Origin of the sequence: Acidipropionibacterium jensenii, assembly GCF_005890135.1 — a bacterium.
In the GTDB taxonomy this organism is placed as follows: domain Bacteria; phylum Actinomycetota; class Actinomycetes; order Propionibacteriales; family Propionibacteriaceae; genus Acidipropionibacterium; species Acidipropionibacterium jensenii.
In genome coordinates this window covers 1882992-1900246 of sequence record NZ_CP040635.1, presented here as the reverse complement: position 1 = coordinate 1900246, position 17255 = coordinate 1882992, and the positions used below count along the sequence as shown (strand labels likewise).

At 68.9% G+C, this 17255-nt stretch carries 17 protein-coding genes; 10 read left to right on the top strand and 7 right to left on the bottom strand.

The window, feature by feature from the left end:
- Positions 1 to 399: 399 nt before the first annotated feature.
- From FEZ32_RS08425 to FEZ32_RS08405, 5 genes are all read left to right on the top strand, one after another.
- Positions 400 to 1383, top strand: coding sequence for a MetQ/NlpA family ABC transporter substrate-binding protein (locus FEZ32_RS08425; RefSeq protein ID WP_138680404.1), 984 nt, complete (start codon positions 400 to 402; stop codon positions 1381 to 1383).
- Between the two features lie 68 nt (positions 1384 to 1451).
- Entirely contained in the window at positions 1452 to 2516 is a 1065-nt protein-coding gene (locus FEZ32_RS08420) for a methionine ABC transporter ATP-binding protein (RefSeq protein ID WP_028702871.1), read from the top strand.
- Entirely contained in the window at positions 2516 to 3172 is a 657-nt protein-coding gene (locus tag FEZ32_RS08415) for a methionine ABC transporter permease (protein WP_414973625.1), read from the top strand. The genes FEZ32_RS08420 and FEZ32_RS08415 overlap by 1 nt, the downstream gene beginning before the upstream one ends.
- Before the next feature lie 38 nt (positions 3173 to 3210).
- Positions 3211 to 4470 carry a phospholipase D-like domain-containing protein gene (locus FEZ32_RS08410; protein ID WP_138680403.1) on the top strand — a complete coding sequence of 420 codons (1260 nt, stop codon included), beginning with the start codon at positions 3211 to 3213 and terminating at the stop codon, positions 4468 to 4470.
- A gap of 84 nt (positions 4471 to 4554) precedes the next feature.
- A complete protein-coding gene (locus tag FEZ32_RS08405) occupies positions 4555 to 4815 on the top strand; it encodes a GlsB/YeaQ/YmgE family stress response membrane protein (protein ID WP_138680402.1) in 261 nt (86 codons plus the stop codon).
- A gap of 86 nt (positions 4816 to 4901) precedes the next feature.
- Here the strand turns inward: FEZ32_RS08405 and FEZ32_RS08400 are convergent, their stop codons facing one another.
- Positions 4902 to 5585, bottom strand: coding sequence for a LuxR C-terminal-related transcriptional regulator (locus FEZ32_RS08400; protein ID WP_051238232.1), 684 nt, complete (start codon positions 5583 to 5585; stop codon positions 4902 to 4904).
- Positions 5586 to 5614: 29 nt separating this feature from the next.
- Entirely contained in the window at positions 5615 to 7117 is a 1503-nt protein-coding gene (locus FEZ32_RS08395; RefSeq protein WP_244937831.1) for an ATP-binding protein, read from the bottom strand.
- Positions 7118 to 7232: 115 nt separating this feature from the next.
- On the opposite strand from FEZ32_RS08395, the gene FEZ32_RS08390 reads away from it, so the two are divergent.
- Genes FEZ32_RS08390 through FEZ32_RS08380 form a run of 3 tightly spaced genes read left to right on the top strand, consistent with a single transcriptional unit; the run spans position 7233 to position 8988 of the window.
- Positions 7233 to 8456 (top strand): PspC domain-containing protein, encoded by a 1224-nt coding sequence (locus FEZ32_RS08390; RefSeq protein WP_028702866.1) that lies wholly within the window; start codon positions 7233 to 7235, stop codon positions 8454 to 8456.
- Positions 8453 to 8683, top strand: coding sequence for a hypothetical protein (locus FEZ32_RS08385; protein WP_028702865.1), 231 nt, complete (start codon positions 8453 to 8455; stop codon positions 8681 to 8683). The genes FEZ32_RS08390 and FEZ32_RS08385 overlap by 4 nt, the downstream gene beginning before the upstream one ends.
- Positions 8680 to 8988, top strand: a complete 309-nt coding sequence (locus FEZ32_RS08380; RefSeq protein ID WP_028702864.1) for a PspC domain-containing protein — start codon at positions 8680 to 8682, stop codon at positions 8986 to 8988. The genes FEZ32_RS08385 and FEZ32_RS08380 overlap by 4 nt, the downstream gene beginning before the upstream one ends.
- Positions 8989 to 9117: 129 nt before the next feature.
- On the opposite strand, the gene guaA is transcribed toward FEZ32_RS08380, so the two are convergent.
- Positions 9118 to 10671: a glutamine-hydrolyzing GMP synthase gene (gene guaA / locus FEZ32_RS08375; RefSeq protein ID WP_028702863.1), complete on the bottom strand. Its 1554-nt coding sequence runs from the start codon at positions 10669 to 10671 to the stop codon at positions 9118 to 9120.
- A 146-nt stretch (positions 10672 to 10817) separates the two neighbouring features.
- Between guaA and cysE the strand changes: the two genes are divergently transcribed.
- Positions 10818 to 11384, top strand: a complete 567-nt coding sequence (gene cysE, locus FEZ32_RS08370; protein WP_036981302.1) for a serine O-acetyltransferase — start codon at positions 10818 to 10820, stop codon at positions 11382 to 11384.
- Between the two features lie 113 nt (positions 11385 to 11497).
- On the opposite strand, the gene FEZ32_RS08365 is transcribed toward cysE, so the two are convergent.
- Both FEZ32_RS08365 and add read right to left on the bottom strand, forming a co-directional pair.
- Positions 11498 to 11812 carry a chorismate mutase gene (locus FEZ32_RS08365; protein WP_028702861.1) on the bottom strand — a complete coding sequence of 105 codons (315 nt, stop codon included), beginning with the start codon at positions 11810 to 11812 and terminating at the stop codon, positions 11498 to 11500.
- 186 nt (positions 11813 to 11998) lie between these two features.
- On the bottom strand, positions 11999 to 13033 hold the full coding sequence (gene add / locus FEZ32_RS08360) for an adenosine deaminase (protein ID WP_138680401.1): 1035 nt from the start codon (positions 13031 to 13033) through the stop codon (positions 11999 to 12001).
- Between the two features lie 291 nt (positions 13034 to 13324).
- On the opposite strand from add, the gene FEZ32_RS08355 reads away from it, so the two are divergent.
- Positions 13325 to 14341: a zinc-dependent alcohol dehydrogenase family protein gene (locus FEZ32_RS08355; protein WP_138680400.1), complete on the top strand. Its 1017-nt coding sequence runs from the start codon at positions 13325 to 13327 to the stop codon at positions 14339 to 14341.
- A 143-nt stretch (positions 14342 to 14484) separates the two neighbouring features.
- Here the strand turns inward: FEZ32_RS08355 and FEZ32_RS08350 are convergent, their stop codons facing one another.
- Together FEZ32_RS08350 and guaB are read right to left on the bottom strand one after the other, a co-directional pair.
- Positions 14485 to 15591: a GuaB3 family IMP dehydrogenase-related protein gene (locus tag FEZ32_RS08350; protein WP_138680399.1), complete on the bottom strand. Its 1107-nt coding sequence runs from the start codon at positions 15589 to 15591 to the stop codon at positions 14485 to 14487.
- A 73-nt stretch (positions 15592 to 15664) separates the two neighbouring features.
- A complete protein-coding gene (gene guaB / locus FEZ32_RS08345; protein ID WP_138680398.1) occupies positions 15665 to 17197 on the bottom strand; it encodes an IMP dehydrogenase in 1533 nt (510 codons plus the stop codon).
- Between the last annotated feature and the right edge of the window lie 58 nt (positions 17198 to 17255).

Below are 17255 nucleotides of genomic sequence, written 5' to 3'. Positions count from 1 at the left end.
GTCATGTCCGAGTTCTGAGACATGGTGTCACTTACTGACCTCTTCTGTGCATCTGCGAAGCAGGTCTGACACCATAGGACCTCCGCGGCGCGAGTACGTGTCGCAGTAGGTGCCACACGGCACATGAGAGCAGGAGACACGACATGGCGACCGCCACCACACATCTCGTTCGCGCCGACCGGCGTGCGGCGATGATGATGTGCTGCGCTGCGGACGCGTGTTGCCGAATGTCCGGCACCTGCTGACTCGACCGATCCCGAGTCACCCAGCAGGATCTCCAACGGTGGAGTCTGCCTTCCTCCCGCATGCCCATGGCCGCGCCAGGACCAGCTTCTCCGCCGACCGATCAGACCCCGATCGGGGTTATCCCCACTCATTCGCTGTCCCAGGAGAACCATCATGAGCACCCCCCAGAATCCCGCAGGCTCCACACCGGAGGAGCCTCAGGCCCTTCCCGACAAGCCCGAGGGAGGCGGCCGCAAGGGTCTGATCATCACCGCGGTCGTCGTCGTGATCGCCCTGATCGCCGGAGCGATCGTGTGGGCCACCCAGCGCAACTCCGGATCCCAGGCCGCCGGCTCGGACGCCACGGCCAGCTCCACGGTCCGGATCGGCACCACCGAGGCCGGCGCCACCTTCTGGCCCATCTTCATCAAGAAGGCCGCCGCCCAGGGCATCACCATCAAGAAGGTCGACTTCAGCGACTACAACCAGCCGAACCGCGCCCTCTCCCAGGGCCAGATCGACCTCAACTTCTTCCAGCACGTCTTCTTCCTGGCCAACTACAACGCCGAGAACAACGACAACCTGATCCCACTGGCCCCGACCTACATCGTCCCGCTGGCGATCTACTCCAAGAAGCACACCAAGCTCAGCCAGGTCCCGGCCGGCGGAAAGATCGCCATCCCCAATGACGACACCAACCAGGGTCGTGCCCTGCTGCTGCTGCAGAAGGCCGGACTGCTGAGCCTGCGCAACGGCGGCTCCCCGCTGTCCACCCCGGCCGACATCATCTCCAACAAGTCGAAGATCACGGTCACCGCGGTCGACGCCTCCCAGACCGTCACCGCCCTGCCGAGCGTGGACGCCTCGGTGATCAACAACGGATTCGCCCGGGACGCCAAGCTCGACCCCAAGTCGGCCCTCTTCCAGGATGATCCCGCCAGCCCCGAGTCCGCCCCCTACATCAACATCTTCGCGGCCCGCGCCAAGGACAAGAACAACGCCACCTACCTCAAGGTGACCCAGATCTGGCACGACCCCGAGGTGCTCAAGGCCGTTCTCGCCGAGTCCGACAACACCGCAAAGATCGTCAAGGGGACCTCCCAGGCCGATCTGCAGTCCTCTCTGGACAAGCTCCAGACCGAGCTCAAGAACAAGTGACCTCCTCCGTCGTGGTGGGCCGCGCTGCGGCCCACCACGACGGTTCAGCCGACCACAGGAGGACCCGAATGGGCGACCCGATCATCCACATCGATCACGTGTCCAAGACCTTTCAGACCCGTTCCGGACCCGTACAGGCCCTCGACGACGTCAGTCTGGACTTCGAGGGAGGCGCAATCTCGGCGGTGATCGGACAGTCCGGCGCCGGCAAGTCGACCCTGGTGAGACTCATCAACGGCCTGGAGCAACCCACCTCCGGCACCGTGGTGGTGAAGGGCACCGACATCTCCCGGTTCACCGAGCGGCAGCTGAGGCCGCTGCGCACCGACATCGGGATGATCTTCCAGCAGTTCAACCTGCTCAACTCCCGCACCATCTACGACAATGTGGCCTACCCGCTGAAACTGGCCCGATGGTCCAAGGCCGACGAGCGGGCCCGGGTCACCGAGCTGCTGTCCTTCGTCGGGCTCACCGACCGGGCGTGGACCCATCCGGACCAGTTGTCGGGAGGCCAGAAGCAGCGCGTCGGGATTGCCCGGGCGCTGGCCACCCGGCCGACCATCCTGCTGGCCGACGAGTCCACCTCCGCCCTGGACCCGGAGACGACCGCCGGGGTGCTCGCCCTGCTGCAGCGCATCAATGCCGAACTGGGCGTCACCGTGATCGTCATCACCCACGAGATGGAGGTGGTGCGATCCATCGCCGACCAGGTCAGCGTCCTGGAGGGCGGCCACCTCATCGAGACCGGTTCGACCCGCGAGATCTTCGCGCGACCGAAGTCGGAGACCACCCAGCGGTTCCTGTCGACGATCATCGGCCAGCACCCCGGACCCGATGAGCTCGAGCGGCTGCGTCGGGAGAATCCCGGGGCCACTCTGGTCGATGTCCCCAGCGTCGAGGCGAGTGCTTTCGGCAACGCCCTGGCCGAACTGGGCAGGCTGGGCAGGGTCAGTTTCAAGATCGTGCACGGCGGAGTCATCGAGGTCCGCGGCGGCGCCCTGGGCAACTACACGGTGGCCCTGAGCGGCCCTCCCGAGGACGTCGCCAAGGCCGCACACCAGCTGAACGTCATCGCCGGCGATGCCGTCGATGACGGGTCCACACGGACCGTCACGAGCGGGGAGGACAACTGATGGACTGGGAGACACTCAAGCCCGTCTACCTGGACGCGATCTGGCAGACCCTCTTCATGGCGGTGATCACCCTCATCGTCGGTGGAATCCTGGGCCTGGTACTCGGGATCTTCCTGTTCGCGACCCGCCGCGGCGGCCTGCTCGCCAACCGGACCGCGAACCTCATCCTCAACATCATCGTCAACATCGTCCGACCGATCCCGTTCATCATCTTCATGACCGCGATCGGCCCGCTGACCCTCAAGGTGATCGGCAGCACCATCGGGGTCCAGGCCGCGACCTTCCCGTTGTGCATCGCCGCCACCTTCGCGATGTCGCGGATCGTCGAGCAGAACCTCGTCACCGTCGATCCCGGCGTCATCGAGGCGGCCCGGGCGATGGGCGCCGGACCCTGGCGGATCCTCTTCGACGTGGTGGCCCGCGAGGCCCTCGGGCCGCTGATCCTCGGCTACACCTACGTCCTCATCGCGATCGTCGACATGACGGCCATCGCCGGTGCCATCGGCGGCGGCGGGCTGGGACAGTTCGCCATCCAGTACGGCTACCAGCGGTTCAACTGGACGGTCACCTTCATCGCGGTGATCACCATCATCGTCATCGTCCAGGCGGCCCAGTTCGCCGGCAACGCACTGGCCCGCAAGGCCATGCGGAGGTAGCTGGGGGGACGCCGGCGACAGCCGCTAGGCTGGCGGGCATGGCCTTGTCACCGCGTCATCCAGGGCGCCTCCGGAGAGTTGCGCACTGGATGTCGGGAGGTCTGCTCGCCGCCCAGCTGGCTGCGGCCGGTGCCCTGGTCACCTTCACCGCCATCAAACGGCGCTCGCGTCGGCCCTACCGGTTCCCCACCGCCCCGGCCGAGCCGGTCAGCGCCGGGCGGGACCAGGTCAGCGTCTTCACCTTCGGACGCGACCTCTACTCCCAGATGCTCGCCGACATCGCCGCGGCCACCTCCACCATCCACTTCGAGACCTTCATCTGGAAGTCCGACGAGGTGGGACGCCAGTTCCGCCAGGCTCTGGTCGACGCCGCGGCGCGCGGCGTGAAGGTCTACGCGATCTGGGACGAGTTCGCCAACCTCGTCGTTGACCCGCGCTTCTTCCACGGACTGACCGGGGTCCACGTGAGACCCCATCCGCTGCTCACCCCGGGGCTGCCGAGTGTGCGGAATCTGGGACGCGACCACCGCAAGCTGCTCATCGTGGACTCCAGGATCGGCTACGTCGGCGGCTACAACATCGGCAAGACCTATGCCGACCGGTGGCGCGACACCCACGCCCGGATCGTGGGCCCCGCGGTGGCCGACCTGGAGAACGCCTTCGTCGACAAGTGGAATCTGCGTCCCTACGCCTCCCTGCCCTCGCGGCGTCGACCCGAGCGGCTCAGCGGTCCGATCTCCCGGTCCTGGGACACCACCATCGAGGTGCGCCGCAATGTGCCGCGGATGGCGATGTACCCGATCCGCAACATGTACCTCGAGGCGATCGACCGCGCCTCCAAGCGGATCTGGATGACCCAGGCCTACTTCATCCCCGACGACGACATGATGGCCGCGCTGCGGAGCGCCTGCGCACGAGGGGTGGACGTCCGGATCATCATCCCCGCCGAGTCGAATCACGTGGTCGCCGACTGGCTGAGCCGGGGCTACTACGAGCGGCTGTTGAGCTGCGGGGTGCACCTGCTGCTGTACCAGGGGGCGATGGTCCATGCCAAGACCTGCACCATCGACGGCGCCTGGACGACGATCGGCACCGCCAACATCGACCGGCTCTCGCTGCAGGGGAACTACGAGATCAACATCTCGGTGGTCGGTGCTCAGGTGGCCCGCGCGATGGAGGAGATCTTCGAGATCGACTCGCGCAACTGCACCGAGATGGATCTGGACCGGTGGCGACGCCGGTCGGTGTTCGCGAAGTTCACCGAGATGCTGCTGGCCCCTTGGCGGCCGCTGTTCTGAGGGTCGGGTCCGGGGTACCCCCGTTCGACCCCCAGAAGGATCTCCTGCCCTTTCAATCCTGCCAGATCCTCATAGCATGGGCCCATGGGATTTCTTGGGTGGATCATGTTGGGACTGATTGCCGGTGCGATCGCCAAGGCGATCATGCCGGGGAGACAAGGTGGCGGATGGCTGTCCACCATCCTGCTCGGCGTGGTGGGCGCGATCCTCGGCGGTTGGATCGGCAGCACTGTCTTCCACGTCGGCATCTACCAGTTCTGGAGTCTGCGCAGCTGGCTGCTGGCGGTGCTGGGCTCCCTCATCGTGCTGTTCATCTGGGGGCTGGCCCGCGGTCGACGCGCCTGATCCCTCAGCCGTTCGTCAGGAACCCCCGCCGGAGCGATCCGGCGGGGGTTCCTGACGTCCTGGGGCGCCCGGGCGCCCCCCAGGGGTCAGATCAACCGACGGTCGGTGGCCCACCGGGTCAGCTCGTGGCGGTTGGACAGCTGGAGCTTGCGCAGCACATTCGAGACGTGGGTCTCCACCGTCTTGACCGAGATGAACAACTCCCGGGCCACCTCCTTGTAGGCGTAGCCGCGGGCGATCAGCCGCATCACCTCGCGCTCCCGGGGCGACAGCCGGTCCAGATCCTCGTCGATACTGGCCACCTCGATGGAACCGGAGAAGGCGTCCAGGACGAAACCGGCCAGCCGCGGGGAGAACACCGCGTCACCGGTGGAGACCCGGTCGATCGCGTCGAGCAGCTCCTCCGAGGAGATCGACTTGGTGACATAGCCCCGCGCCCCGGCCCGGATCACCGAGATGACGTCCTCGGCCGCATCGGAGACCGACAGCGCGAGGAACCGGGTGGCCGAGGACTCCAGACCGCCGGCCTCGCACCGGCGGATCACCTCGGTGCCGCCGCCACCGGGCAGGTGCACGTCGAGCAGCACCACCTGGGGGCGGCCGGTCATCACCGCCTGCACCGACGAGTCGACGTCCCAGCCCTCCCCCACCACCCGGACCCGGTCTCGGTGCTGCTCCATCTCGGAGCGAACCCCGACCCGGAACATCTCGTGGTCATCCACCAGCACGATGGTCACCGGGTCGTGCTCCCCGGACATCTCGTAGCTCATCTCATCCTCGTCGGTCTCGTCGCCGTCATTCAGTCGTTCGTGGGTCTGCCGGAGGAGTCCGCCCCGCCTGTCTCGGGAGCCATCTGAAGTCGTATCTCGGTTCCCTCGCCGAGCGCGCTGCGCACCGTGGCGGTGCCGCCGTGACGCTCCATCCGACCGATGATCGATCGCCGCACTCCCATCCTGTCATCGGCGATGTCATCGGGGTCGAAGCCGGTACCGCGGTCCCGGACGAAGACCTCCACCTGGTCGGGCTCCACCTCGGCGTAGACGTCCACCCTGGGGGCTCCGGAGTGCTTGGCGGCATTCATCACGGCCTCGGCCGCCGCCTGGGACAGCGCCCGCAGGCCGTCGTCCATCACGACGTCTCCCACGCAGACCAGTTCCACGGGAGTGCCGCGCTCGCTCTCGATCCGGGCGCACTCGGCCGACAGCACCGCCCTGAAGGAGGCCTGCGCCTCGCTGCCGTCGGATCGGGCCCCCGAACCACGACCGGGGTCGGCTGCGGTCGCCGTCGCCCCGCCGTAGAGCCACTCGCGCAGCTCCCTCTCCTGACGCCGTGCGAGGGTGGCCACCGCCCTGGGGTCGTCGGCCTGACGCTGGATCAGCGCGAGGGTCTGGAGCACCGAGTCGTGCAGGTGGGCGGCCATGTCGGCGCGGGCATCGGCCACCACCCGCTCCCGGTCGGCTCTGCGCAGTCGCACCTGCCAGGAGCGGGCCCACGGGGCGACCACCAGGGAGACCCCGCCGAGCACCAGCAGGGCCATCAGGGCGAGAGTGGGCAGCTGGTCGACACCGATCTGGGAGGCCGCCACCAGGGAGACCGCGGTGCCCACCAGGGCCAGACCGACGCCGACCCGCACCGCGGCGAGCCTGCCGCGGCGTCCCATCAGCGCCTGCCGCCAGGGTTTCTCGGCACCCGTGTGGTCGGCCGAGGCCGAGTCGTCGGCCTGGCGCCACACCATCGCCACTCCCCCGGCGGCCAGCGCCAGCGGCCAGAACCAGCGACTGGACACTCCGAAGCCGATGACCTGGAGGGCCCACACCAGACCGACTCCCACCAGCACCAGGGCGCCGGTGAGATCGCTGGGGCTGCGGACCGCCAGGGGTGCGCGGGTCCGCAGGCCGAGGCGATCGGCCGAGACCAGCCCCGGGCTGGACGCCGACTCCTCGGCCCTGGGCATGAGAATCCACAGCGCCCCGTAGATCAGGACGCCGACCAGGTCGAAGGCGGCCAGGGCCACGAACCCGAGGCGCACGATCCACACCGGGATCCCGAGATGGTCGGCCAGACCAGCGGCGACCCCGACGATCCACCCCTGGTCGGGGCGCCGGCAGGCCGTGCGAAGGGGCCCGTCGGCGTCCTCCGGATCGGGAGCCCCGGCCCCCCGGGCCCTCACCTCACCGGGTGCGCTCTCGTGCCTGGTGGAGTCGCCCCTCGCGGAGTCGCCCCTCGTGGAGTCGCTGCGTGCGAGCTCGGTGGGGACCGGCACCCGATCCGGGCGCATCGATCCCCTGTCCTGCTCAGCCATGCCTCCCACACTGACACCCCAACCGTCCCGGATCCACCTCCGCACCGTGGAATGGGTGCTGGATCAGGGTGCGAGACGGTGTTGCCGACGCTCCGATCGATGCAGCATGGAGGGCATGACTTCCCGGACCGCTCCACCGACGACTGGCCGCTCCGGGTCTGACTCCCTCGACATCGGGGCGCAGACCCGGATCTGGCAGCAGGTGCAGCGGTCCGACCAGCGGGTGGCCGGCGGGGTGTGCCGGGGCCTGGCCCGGCACTGGGACGTCGATCCCCTGCTCATCCGCGTGCTGGCGGCGCTGCTGGCACTCAGCGCCGGGATCGGAGTGGTGCTCTACGCAGCCGCCTGGGTGCTCATGCCGACCACACAGGGCCGCTCGATCGCCGACCAGCGCACCCCCCGGCTGACTCGCCTCAAGGGCTGGCAGATGACCGTCCTGCTCATCGCGGTGTGGGCCCTCGCGATGCCGGTTCTGGGCCACCTCACCCCGTTCGGAGTGGGACCGGCGGTCGTCCTGGCGATCGGCTACTGGCTGGTGTGCAGGGCCCGCCGGAGGGCTGCAGTCGCATCCCCCGCCTCCCCGACGCCGCTCATCCCCGACGCCGATGACGCCGAGGGCCGCCAGACCCTGGCCCATCAGCCCGAGGACCAGACCCAGGGGCAGATCGGCACCGGCCCCCTGGCCACCTTCGACCCCTACCGCCCCACCGTCGAGACCCCTGCGAGACCAGATCGGTTCCGCCGCAGCTGGTTGCTGCTGCTGGCGATGGTGGTGCTGTCGGGGATCGCGATGGCCGTCGGCATCCACTCCCCGGTCCCCCACCCGCTGATCCTCGGCCTGGCTCTGGCGGTGGCCGTGATGGCCGGTTTCCAGGTGCTCGGAGTCTGGACCCGCCGGCCCCATCTTGGGGTGACTCTCGGCCTTGCCGCCACCCTCGCCCTCACCGGGACGGTGGCCGTCTCCCAAGCCGGGCTGCCCTCCCGGGTGGCCTCCGGAACGGCCGCCTCGATGGTCTGGACCGACGCTGCGGACCTGCCGGCCGACGGCGTCACCGTGGTGGCCGCCGAGAGCACCATCGACGCCTCCGACCTGACCCTGTCGCGGGACCGCACCACCACCGTGGCGGTGGTCGGGTCCGACATGACGATCGTCATGCCGCGCCAGACCACACTCAACCTGCTCACCGAGACCACCGGAGGAACCGTCTCCCGACCCGACGGGACGGAGCTGCTCAGCGGGGGCTCCGACTACTGGACCGGCCCCCGGGAACCGGGAGCGGCCACCTGGACGCTGAACCTGAGGGTGATCGGGGCGAATGTGAAGGTCGTGACCTCATGACCGCACGTCGATCCAACTCCCGGTCCCCCTCACGGCTGGACCGCCTCGACATCGGCGCCCTCATCTGGGGGCTGCTGCTGACCATCGTCTCAGGGCTGGGAGTCGCACTGGCCCTGGACGTCCATCTCATCTGGCGCGACCTGACGAGGATGGGCCCGCTCGTCCTCATCTGCCTGGGAACTCTCGGAATCGTACTGACACTCATCACGAAAGGACACCGATCATGACCAAGCTCACCCGTCCCAAGGAGGGTCGTCTTCTCGGCGGCGTCTGCGCCGGGATCGCCCGCAACATCGACGTCGACGTCACCCTGGTGAGGATCGTCGCCGCGGCTCTGATCCTCTTCGCCGGAGCCGGCCCACTGATCTACCTGGTCGCCTGGGCCATCATCCCCAATGAGGAGGACGGCTCGAGTTTCGCCTCCGAGGCTGCCGAGCAGGCGCGCACCTCGTGGCAGAGCCGCAAGAGCCACCGTCCCCAGCGCACCGAGGAGCAGTCCTCGGAGACCTTCGACCCCTACTCGGAGCACTGATCCCAGACTGATCCGGTCGATCCGCGGCAATGGCCCGCGGAACGGATCAGCGTCACAGGACACGGCAGGCGGGCCCCGGAATGATTCCGGGGCCCGCCTGCCGTGTCTCTCCGGGGTGTGCCGGAGGGATCACTCCCACTCGATGGTGGCCGGCGGCTTGCTGGTGATGTCCAGCGCCACCCGGTTGATCTGGGGCAGCGCGTTGGTGATCCGGGTCGAGATCTTCTCCAGGACGTCGAAGGGCACCCGGGCCCAGTCGGCGGTCATGGCGTCCTCACTGGTCACCGGGCGCAGCATGATCGGCGACCCGTAGGTCCGCCCGTCACCCTGAACGCCCACCGAGTGGACATTGGCCAGCAGCACCACCGGGCACTGCCAGATCTTGCGGTTGAGACCCGCCGCGCGAATCTCCTCGCGGACGATCGCATCGGCCTCGCGCAGCAGTTCCAGCCGCTCACCGGTGACCTCGCCGATGATTCGGATCGCCAGGCCGGGGCCGGGGAAGGGCTGACGCCAGACCATCTCGTCGGGAAGGTTGAGCTCGCTGCCGACCGCCCGGACCTCATCCTTGAACAGTGCGCGCAACGGCTCGACCAGGGTGAACTTCAGGTCCTTGGGAAGCCCGCCGACATTGTGGTGGCTCTTGATGTTGGCGGCGCCGTCACCCCCACCGGACTCCACGACGTCGGGGTAGAGGGTGCCCTGGACCAGGAAGTCGATCGGCTGGCCGTCGTTGAGGCCGCGGGCGACGTCCTCGAAGGCGCGGATGAACTCGCGTCCGATGATCTTGCGCTTGGTCTCGGGATCGCTGACCCCCTCCAGGGCCCCGAGGAATCGCTGGGACTCGTCGGTGACCACCAGATCGGCGCCGGTGGCCTCGACGAAGTCCTTCTTGACCTGCTCGGCCTCGCCCTTGCGCAGCAGACCGTGGTCGACGAAGACGCAGGTGAGCTGGTCGCCGACGGCGCGCTGGACGAGGGCGGCGGCGACCGCCGAGTCGACTCCGCCGGACAGCCCGCAGATGACCCGGCGATCGCCGACCTCCGCGCGGATCCGGCTGATCTGGTCGCTGACGATGCTGGAGGCCGTCCAGTCCGGCCGGCAGCCGGCGACGTCGAACAGGAAGTGCTCCATCACCGCCTGCCCGGACTCGGAGTGGGCCACCTCCGGATGCCACTGGACCCCGACGAGCTGACGCTCGACGTCCTCGAAGGCGGCCACCGGTGCTCCGGCGGTGCGGGCCAGGGTGGTGAACCCCTCGGGTGCCCTCTCGACGGAGTCGCCGTGACTCATCCACACGCTGATGGTGTGCGGGATGTGGGAGAGGAGATGACCCGGCGAGGTGATGCACAGGCTGGTGCGGCCGTACTCGCTGGCCCCGGTGCGGGCCACCGTCCCACCGAGGGCCTCGGCCATCGCCTGGAACCCGTAGCAGATGCCCATCACCGGGACACCCGCCGAGAACAGCGCAGGATCGACCTGCGGTGCACCGTCGGCATAGACCGACTTGGGGCCCCCGGACAGGATGATGGCGGCCGGATCCTTCGCGAGCATGTCCTCGACGGACATCGTGTGCGGGACGATCTCGGAGTAGACCGACGCCTCTCGCACTCGGCGGGCAATCAGCTGGGCGTACTGAGCGCCGTAGTCAACGACCAGGACGACGTCATGGAGTTGTTCCATGGCTGGCAAGTCTAGGGCCAGCGGCGAGGATGATCGACTCGGCGCCGCTATTGCCGGTTCCGGGCGACGTACGGGACCGGTCGCGCTATTGTCTCGGTCACGGAGCGCATGCTCTGCGAGTCATCCCGACACGATGAGGTGGATCAATGGCAGCCCGATCGTTGCGCGAGCATCTTCAGATGATCCGTGAGCGAATGTCTGAGGATCTCGACGCCGCGATGCGCGAGGATCCAGCGGCCACCTCCCGGTTCCTGGTCGCGATCTCCTACCAGGGGGTTCACGCCATCTGGTCCCACCGGATCGCCCACTACCTGTGGACCCGCTGGCCCGTGCTGCGACCGGTCGCCCGGCTGCTGTCCCAGGCCTCGCGCCACCACACTGGCATCGAGATCCATCCCGGCGCCACCATCGGCCGTCGGTTCTTCATCGACCACGGCATGGGGGTGGTGATCGGCGAGACGGCGATCGTCGGCGACGACGTACTGATGTACCACCAGGTGACCCTGGGAGGTCGGGCACGCGGCCGTTTCAAGCGCCACCCCACGGTGGGCGACCGGGTGCTGATCGGCGCCGGAGCCAAGGTCATCGGCGACATCACGATCGGCGACGACGCCAAGATCGGCGCCAACGCCCTGGTGGTCAAGGACGTCAAGCCCGGGGCGGTCATCGTCGGGGTCCCCAGCGTGGTGCACTCCGGGGATGTCATCGCCTGACGGTGTGCGCCCCGGCGCTGTGCCGGGACGACGCCGACCGGCGGCCCCGATCGATCATCGGGGACCGCGGCGCCAGGGCCAGGATTCTGGAGTTCTCCGCGGGAGCTGAGGCGTCAGGACCTCGGCGGGTCGCTGCGCTGCTGCGCCTCCACGATGTCCTCGTGGTGGCGGACCACCTCGGCGACGATGAAGTTGATGAACTTCTCGGCGAACTCCGGATCCAGGTGGGAGACCACGGCAAGACGGCGCAGCCGGATGATCTGCTCCTTCTCCCGGGCCGGATCGGCCGGCGGCAGCCCCACCGTCGCCTTGAGCACCCCGACCCGCTGGGTGATCTTGAACCGCTCGGCCAGCAGGTGGATCAGTGCGGCATCCATGTTGTCGATACTGTCTCGCAGCTCAGCGAGTTCCGGTGGCACGTCACTCATGGCTTCAGCGTAGGCCAGATCCCCCGGACGGCCACGCCCATGTCATTCCCGCACCCTGCCGACTCCTGCGGGCGGCCCCGCACCGCACCGCACCGGTGTCCCACGCCCCCGGCTCCCTCCCCAGGTCTCTCCCCGCCCTCTCCCCGAGTCCGCCTGCGGCGGGCCCGGGCGGGGCCCGAGGGCTGCTCAGCGGGCGGCGTACTCGTCGAGTCGGCCCAGCAGCTCGGCCTTGCGGGATTCTTCCAGCCAGCTGATCTCCAGGGAGTTGCGGGCCAGCTGGACCAGGTCCTCGCGGCTGAGGTCCATCTCCTCGGACAACGCGAGGAAGTTGTCGACGAGGTAGCCGCCGAAGTAGGCGGGGTCGTCGGAGGCCAGGCTGACCTTCACGCCGTCGCGGAGCAGGTCCACGATCTCCCGGCCCTTCATCATGGGCTCCGAGCTGGTGGGGGTCGAGTTAAGGGTGACGAAGGAGTTGGAGATCGGGCAGCAGGTGAGGCCGATGCCCCGGCGCCGCACCTCATCGACCAGCTGCGGGTCCTCGACGATATTGGTCCCGTGGTCGATCCGGGAGACCCCGATCTGGTGCACCACGGTGCCGATGTGACCGATCGAGTCCGCCTGGTCGATGTCGCAGTGCATGGTGAGCCGGTAGCCGGCCTCGCGGGCCCGGGCGAAGACCTCGGCGAACTTCTCGGGCGGGTTGTCGCGCTCGTCGGAGTCCAGCCCGACGCCGACGATCCGGTCGCGGTAGGGCAGCGAGGCCTCCAGCGTCTCCATCGCCGACTCCGCGCTGAGATCGCGCAGGAAGCACATGATGAGGGAGGCGTCCACACCCAGATCGGGGGCCTCCTGGACGGCCGACCACAGGCCGTCGATGACGGTGGAGAAGGCGACTCCCCGATCGGTGTGGGCCTGCGGGTCGAAGAACATCTCCGCGTGGACGACGCCGTCGGCGGCGGCCCTCCTCAGGTAGCCGATCGCCAGGTCGTGGAAGTCCTGCTCGGTGACCAGCACCTGCATGGCCGGGTAGTAGACGGCCAGGAAGCTCGTGAGGTCGGTGAAGGTGTAGCTGGCCCGGATCTCGTCGATCTGCGTCTGCCCGATGTCGACGGCGTTGCGCCGGGCGAGCTCGAGCTTGAGCTCGGGCTCCAGGGTGCCCTCCAGGTGAAGATGCAGTTCGGCCTTCGGCAGGCCCGTGATGAACTCGCGGTCAGTAGACATCGGGTGCTCGCTTCCGTCACGGATGACTTGAGAGGAGGGCTGGGACAGGTGGATCGCAGCAGATGGCCCGCGGCGGGTACCGGACGCTCGGCCCGGGCCGTGCCGGACAACCGGAGGTGCCGCCTGGGAGGAGGTCGGCCCGGCTGCGGCCACGGGCCCACTCTAGAGCGACCGGATCGGCGGGCACAGGCGTGCGCACCGGGGAAGTGCGTAGGGTGCATTCCAGCCGGCACCACCGGCTTCTGGCACCATCCGCCGATAGACGGCGCCCCGTCGACAGAGAGGCTCCCCATGTACGGAGCAATGATTCACGGCGAGCACGACGTGCGGTTCGAGGAGCGTCCCGACCCCGTCATCGAGGAGCCGACGGATGCCGTGGTGCGCACCGTGGCGACCTGCGTGTGCGGATCCGACCTGTGGCGCTACCGCGGGATCGCGCCGGTGGACTCCCCCACACCGATCGGCCACGAGTACGTCGGGGTCGTCGAGGAGATCGGCTCGCAGGTGACCGGGGTGCGACCGGGCGACCTGGTGGTCGGCGGGTTCACCACCAGCGACAACACCTGTCCGGTCTGCCGCAAGGGGATGCAGTCCGCCTGCCTGCACGCCGCCGACTACGACGGCTGCCAGGCCCAGTACATCCGGGTGATGAATGCCTCCGGCACCCTGGTGACCATCCCCGACACCCCCGACACCGCCCTGATGCCGAGCCTGCTGGCCCTCTCCGATGTGATGTGCACCGGCTGGCACGCCGCGGTCAGCGCCGGGGTGGAGCCAGGGTGCACGGCCGTGGTGGTCGGGGACGGGGCGGTCGGCCTGTGCGCGGTCCTGGCCGCCCAACAGCTCGGCGCCGAGAAGGTCATCGCGATGTCGCGGCACGCCGATCGGCAGGCCATCGCCCGCCAGTTCGGGGCCACCCACATCATCCCCGAGCGGGGTGACGAGGGGGTCGCCCGGGTGAGGGACCTCACCGACGGGATCGGCGCCGACGCCGTCCTGGAGTGCGTGGGCACCGCCGACTCGGTGGACCAGGCGCTGCGCAGCGTCCGCCCCGGAGGCCAGGTCGGCTGGGTCGGCGTCCCCCATGTCGAGGGTCTTCCGCTGGGGAGGATGTTCCGGCGCAATACCGGGCTGCGCGGCGGCATCGCACCGGTGCGGGCCTATCTCGACGACCTGCTCGCCCGGGTGATGGATGGCCGGATCGACCCCGGCCGGGTGTTCACCCTCACCCTGCCGCTGTCCCAGGTCGCCGAGGGGTACGCCGCGATGGACGAGCGCCGGACCGTCAAGACGATGCTCATCCCCTGAACCCCGATCTCCCTGAACCCATCATCTGAGCCCATCCTCTGAACCCATCTCCCTGGGTCTGGCCCCCCGGGCAGGGAGCCCGGGGCCCCGGGGACGACGCGGCTCCCCGGACCGGGGTCCGGGGAGCCGCGACCGGTTCGGGATCAGTTGTGCAGGATCAGCTCGATCCGCTGGAAGGACTTCACGTCGGAGTAGCCGGTGGTGGCCATCGCCTGGCGCAGTCCACCGACCAGGTTCATGGTGCCGTCGGGCACCCGGGAGGGCCCGTTGACAACCTCGGCGAGGGTGCCCACCGGGTCGAACCGGACCCGCTCGCCGCGCGGCAGGGTGCCGTGCCAGGCCTCGGCCCCCCAGTGCCACCCCTTCCCGGGGGCCTCCTTGGCGCGGGCCAGCGGCGAGCCGACCATCACGGCGTCCGCCCCGCAGGCGATCGCCTTGGCGATGTCTCCGGACCGGCCCACCGCGCCGTCGGCGATGACATGGACGTACCGTCCGCCGGACTCGTCCATGTAGTCGCGGCGCGCCTCGGCGACGTCGGCGATGGCCGAGGCCATCGGCACCTCGATGCCCAGCACCTGACGGGTGGTGTGGGCGGCCCCGCCGCCGAATCCCACCAGCACGCCGGCGGCGCCGGTGCGCATCAGGTGAAGGGCGGTCTGATAGGTGGCGCAGCCGCCGACGATCACCGGAACGTCCAGGTCGTAGATGAACCTGCGCAGGTCCAGCACGTCGTCGCGGTCGGAGACGTGCTCGGCCGACACCGTGGTGCCGCGGATGACGAAGAAATCGACCCCGGCCTTCTCCACGACCCCGGAGAACTGAGAGGCGTTTTTGGGCGACAGCGAGCCGGCCACCGGCACATCGGCCGCGCGGATCTGGTTCATCCGCTCGGTGATGAGCTCCTCCTTGATCGGCTCGGCGTAGATCTCCTGCATCCGACGGGTGGCGGTGACCTGGTCCTCGATCTGGTCGAGCTCCTCGATCAGTGCGCTCGGATCCTCGTAACGGGTCCACAGGCCCTCGAGGTTGAGCACTCCCAGACCGCCGAGCTGTCCGAACTCGATGGCGGTCTGCGGGCTCATCACCGAGTCCATCGGCGCGGCCATGATCGGGAAGTCGAAGGTGAGGGCGTCGATCTTCCAGTCGAGGTTCACCTTCTCGGTACCACGGGTGCGCCGCGAGGGCACGATCGCGATGTCGTCGAGCCCGTAGGCCCTGGTCGCACGCTTGCTGCGTCCGATGTCGTACATGGTTCCTTCCTGTCGGCGCAGACTGCGCCGGAGTTGCCGGACGGCCGCCCGGGATGTCCGTGCGGCCGGTGGATCAGCGTCCCGAGTAGTTCGGCGCCTCGACGGTCATCTGGATGTCGTGGGGGTGGGACTCGCGCAGTCCCGCGGAGGTGATCCGCACGAAGTGACCCCGCGAGTGCAGCTCGTCGATGGTGTGCGCCCCGGTGTAGAACATCGCCTGACGCAGCCCTCCGACCAGCTGGTAGGCGACCGCGCCGAGCGGACCGCGGTAGGACACCTGGCCCTCGATGCCCTCCGGGACGATCTTGTCGTTGGAGGTGACGTCGCCCTGGAAGTAGCGGTCCTTGGAGTAGGACAGCTTCTCCCCGCGGGCCGACATGGCCCCCAGCGACCCCATCCCGCGGTAGCTCTTGAACTGCTTGCCGTTGATGAAGACCAGCTCCCCGGGGGACTCCTCGCAGCCCGCCAGCAGGGAGCCCAGCATCACCGAGGAGGCCCCTGCGACGATCGCCTTGGCGATGTCCCCGGAGTACTGCAGCCCACCGTCGCCGATCACCGGCACCCCGTACTCGCGGGCGGCCCGACTGGCGTCGAGGATCGCGGTGACCTGCGGGACGCCGACCCCGGCCACCACCCGGGTGGTGCAGATCGAACCGGGTCCGATGCCCACCTTGACGCCGTCGGCGCCGGCCTCGCACAGCGCCTTGGCGGCCTTGTAGGTGGCGATGTTGCCGCCGACGATGTCGACCCCGGCGGCGGCCTTCTCGTGCTTGAGCCGGTGGATCATGTCCAGCACGCCCTGGGTGTGGCCGTGGGCGGTGTCGACGACGATGAGGTCGACCCCCTCCTCGACCAGGGCCATCGCCCGGTCCCAGGAACTGCCGAAAAACCCGATCGCCGCGCCCACCCGGAGCCTGCCCTGGGGATCCTTGGTGGCGTGCGGGTACTGATCGGCCTTCACGAAGTCCTTGAGGGTGAACAGCCCCTTGAGCCGGCCGTCGGAGTCGACCAGCGGCAGCTTCTCGATCTTGTGGGCGGCCAGCAGCTTCAGCGCGTCGGAGGGGTGGGTGCCGACCGGGGCGGTGACCAGCGGGGTGCGGGTCATCACCTCGCTGATCGGGCGGAGCGGGTTCTCCTCGAAGCGCATGTCGCGGTTGGTGATGATGCCGACCAGGTGCCGGGTCTCGTCGACCACCGGGACGCCGGAGATCCGGTAGGTGTGGCACAGCGTCTCGGCGTCGGCCAGGGTGGCCTCGGCGCCGATTGTGATGGGCTCGTCGACCATCCCGGCCTCCGAGCGCTTCACCTGGTCGACCATCACCGCCTGCTGGTCGATCGGGGCGTTGCGGTGCAGAATCCCCAGGCCGCCCTCGCGGGCCATCGCGACCGCCATCCGGGTCTCGGTGACGGTGTCCATCGCGGCGCTGATGAGGGGCATCGCCAGCCGGATCGAGCGCGACACCTGGGTGGCGGTGTCGACCTCGGAGGGGATGACGTTGCTCTCCACCGGTTGCAGCAGCACATCGTCGAATGTCAACGCCAGTGGCGCGATCTCATCAAGGGTGGGAGTGCGTTCGGGATCGTTGGGACCGACGGCGTCGCTCATGGGCAGCCTTTCACCAGGGTGGTCGACATCCTAGTCCGAGCCGGCCGGGGGCCGACGG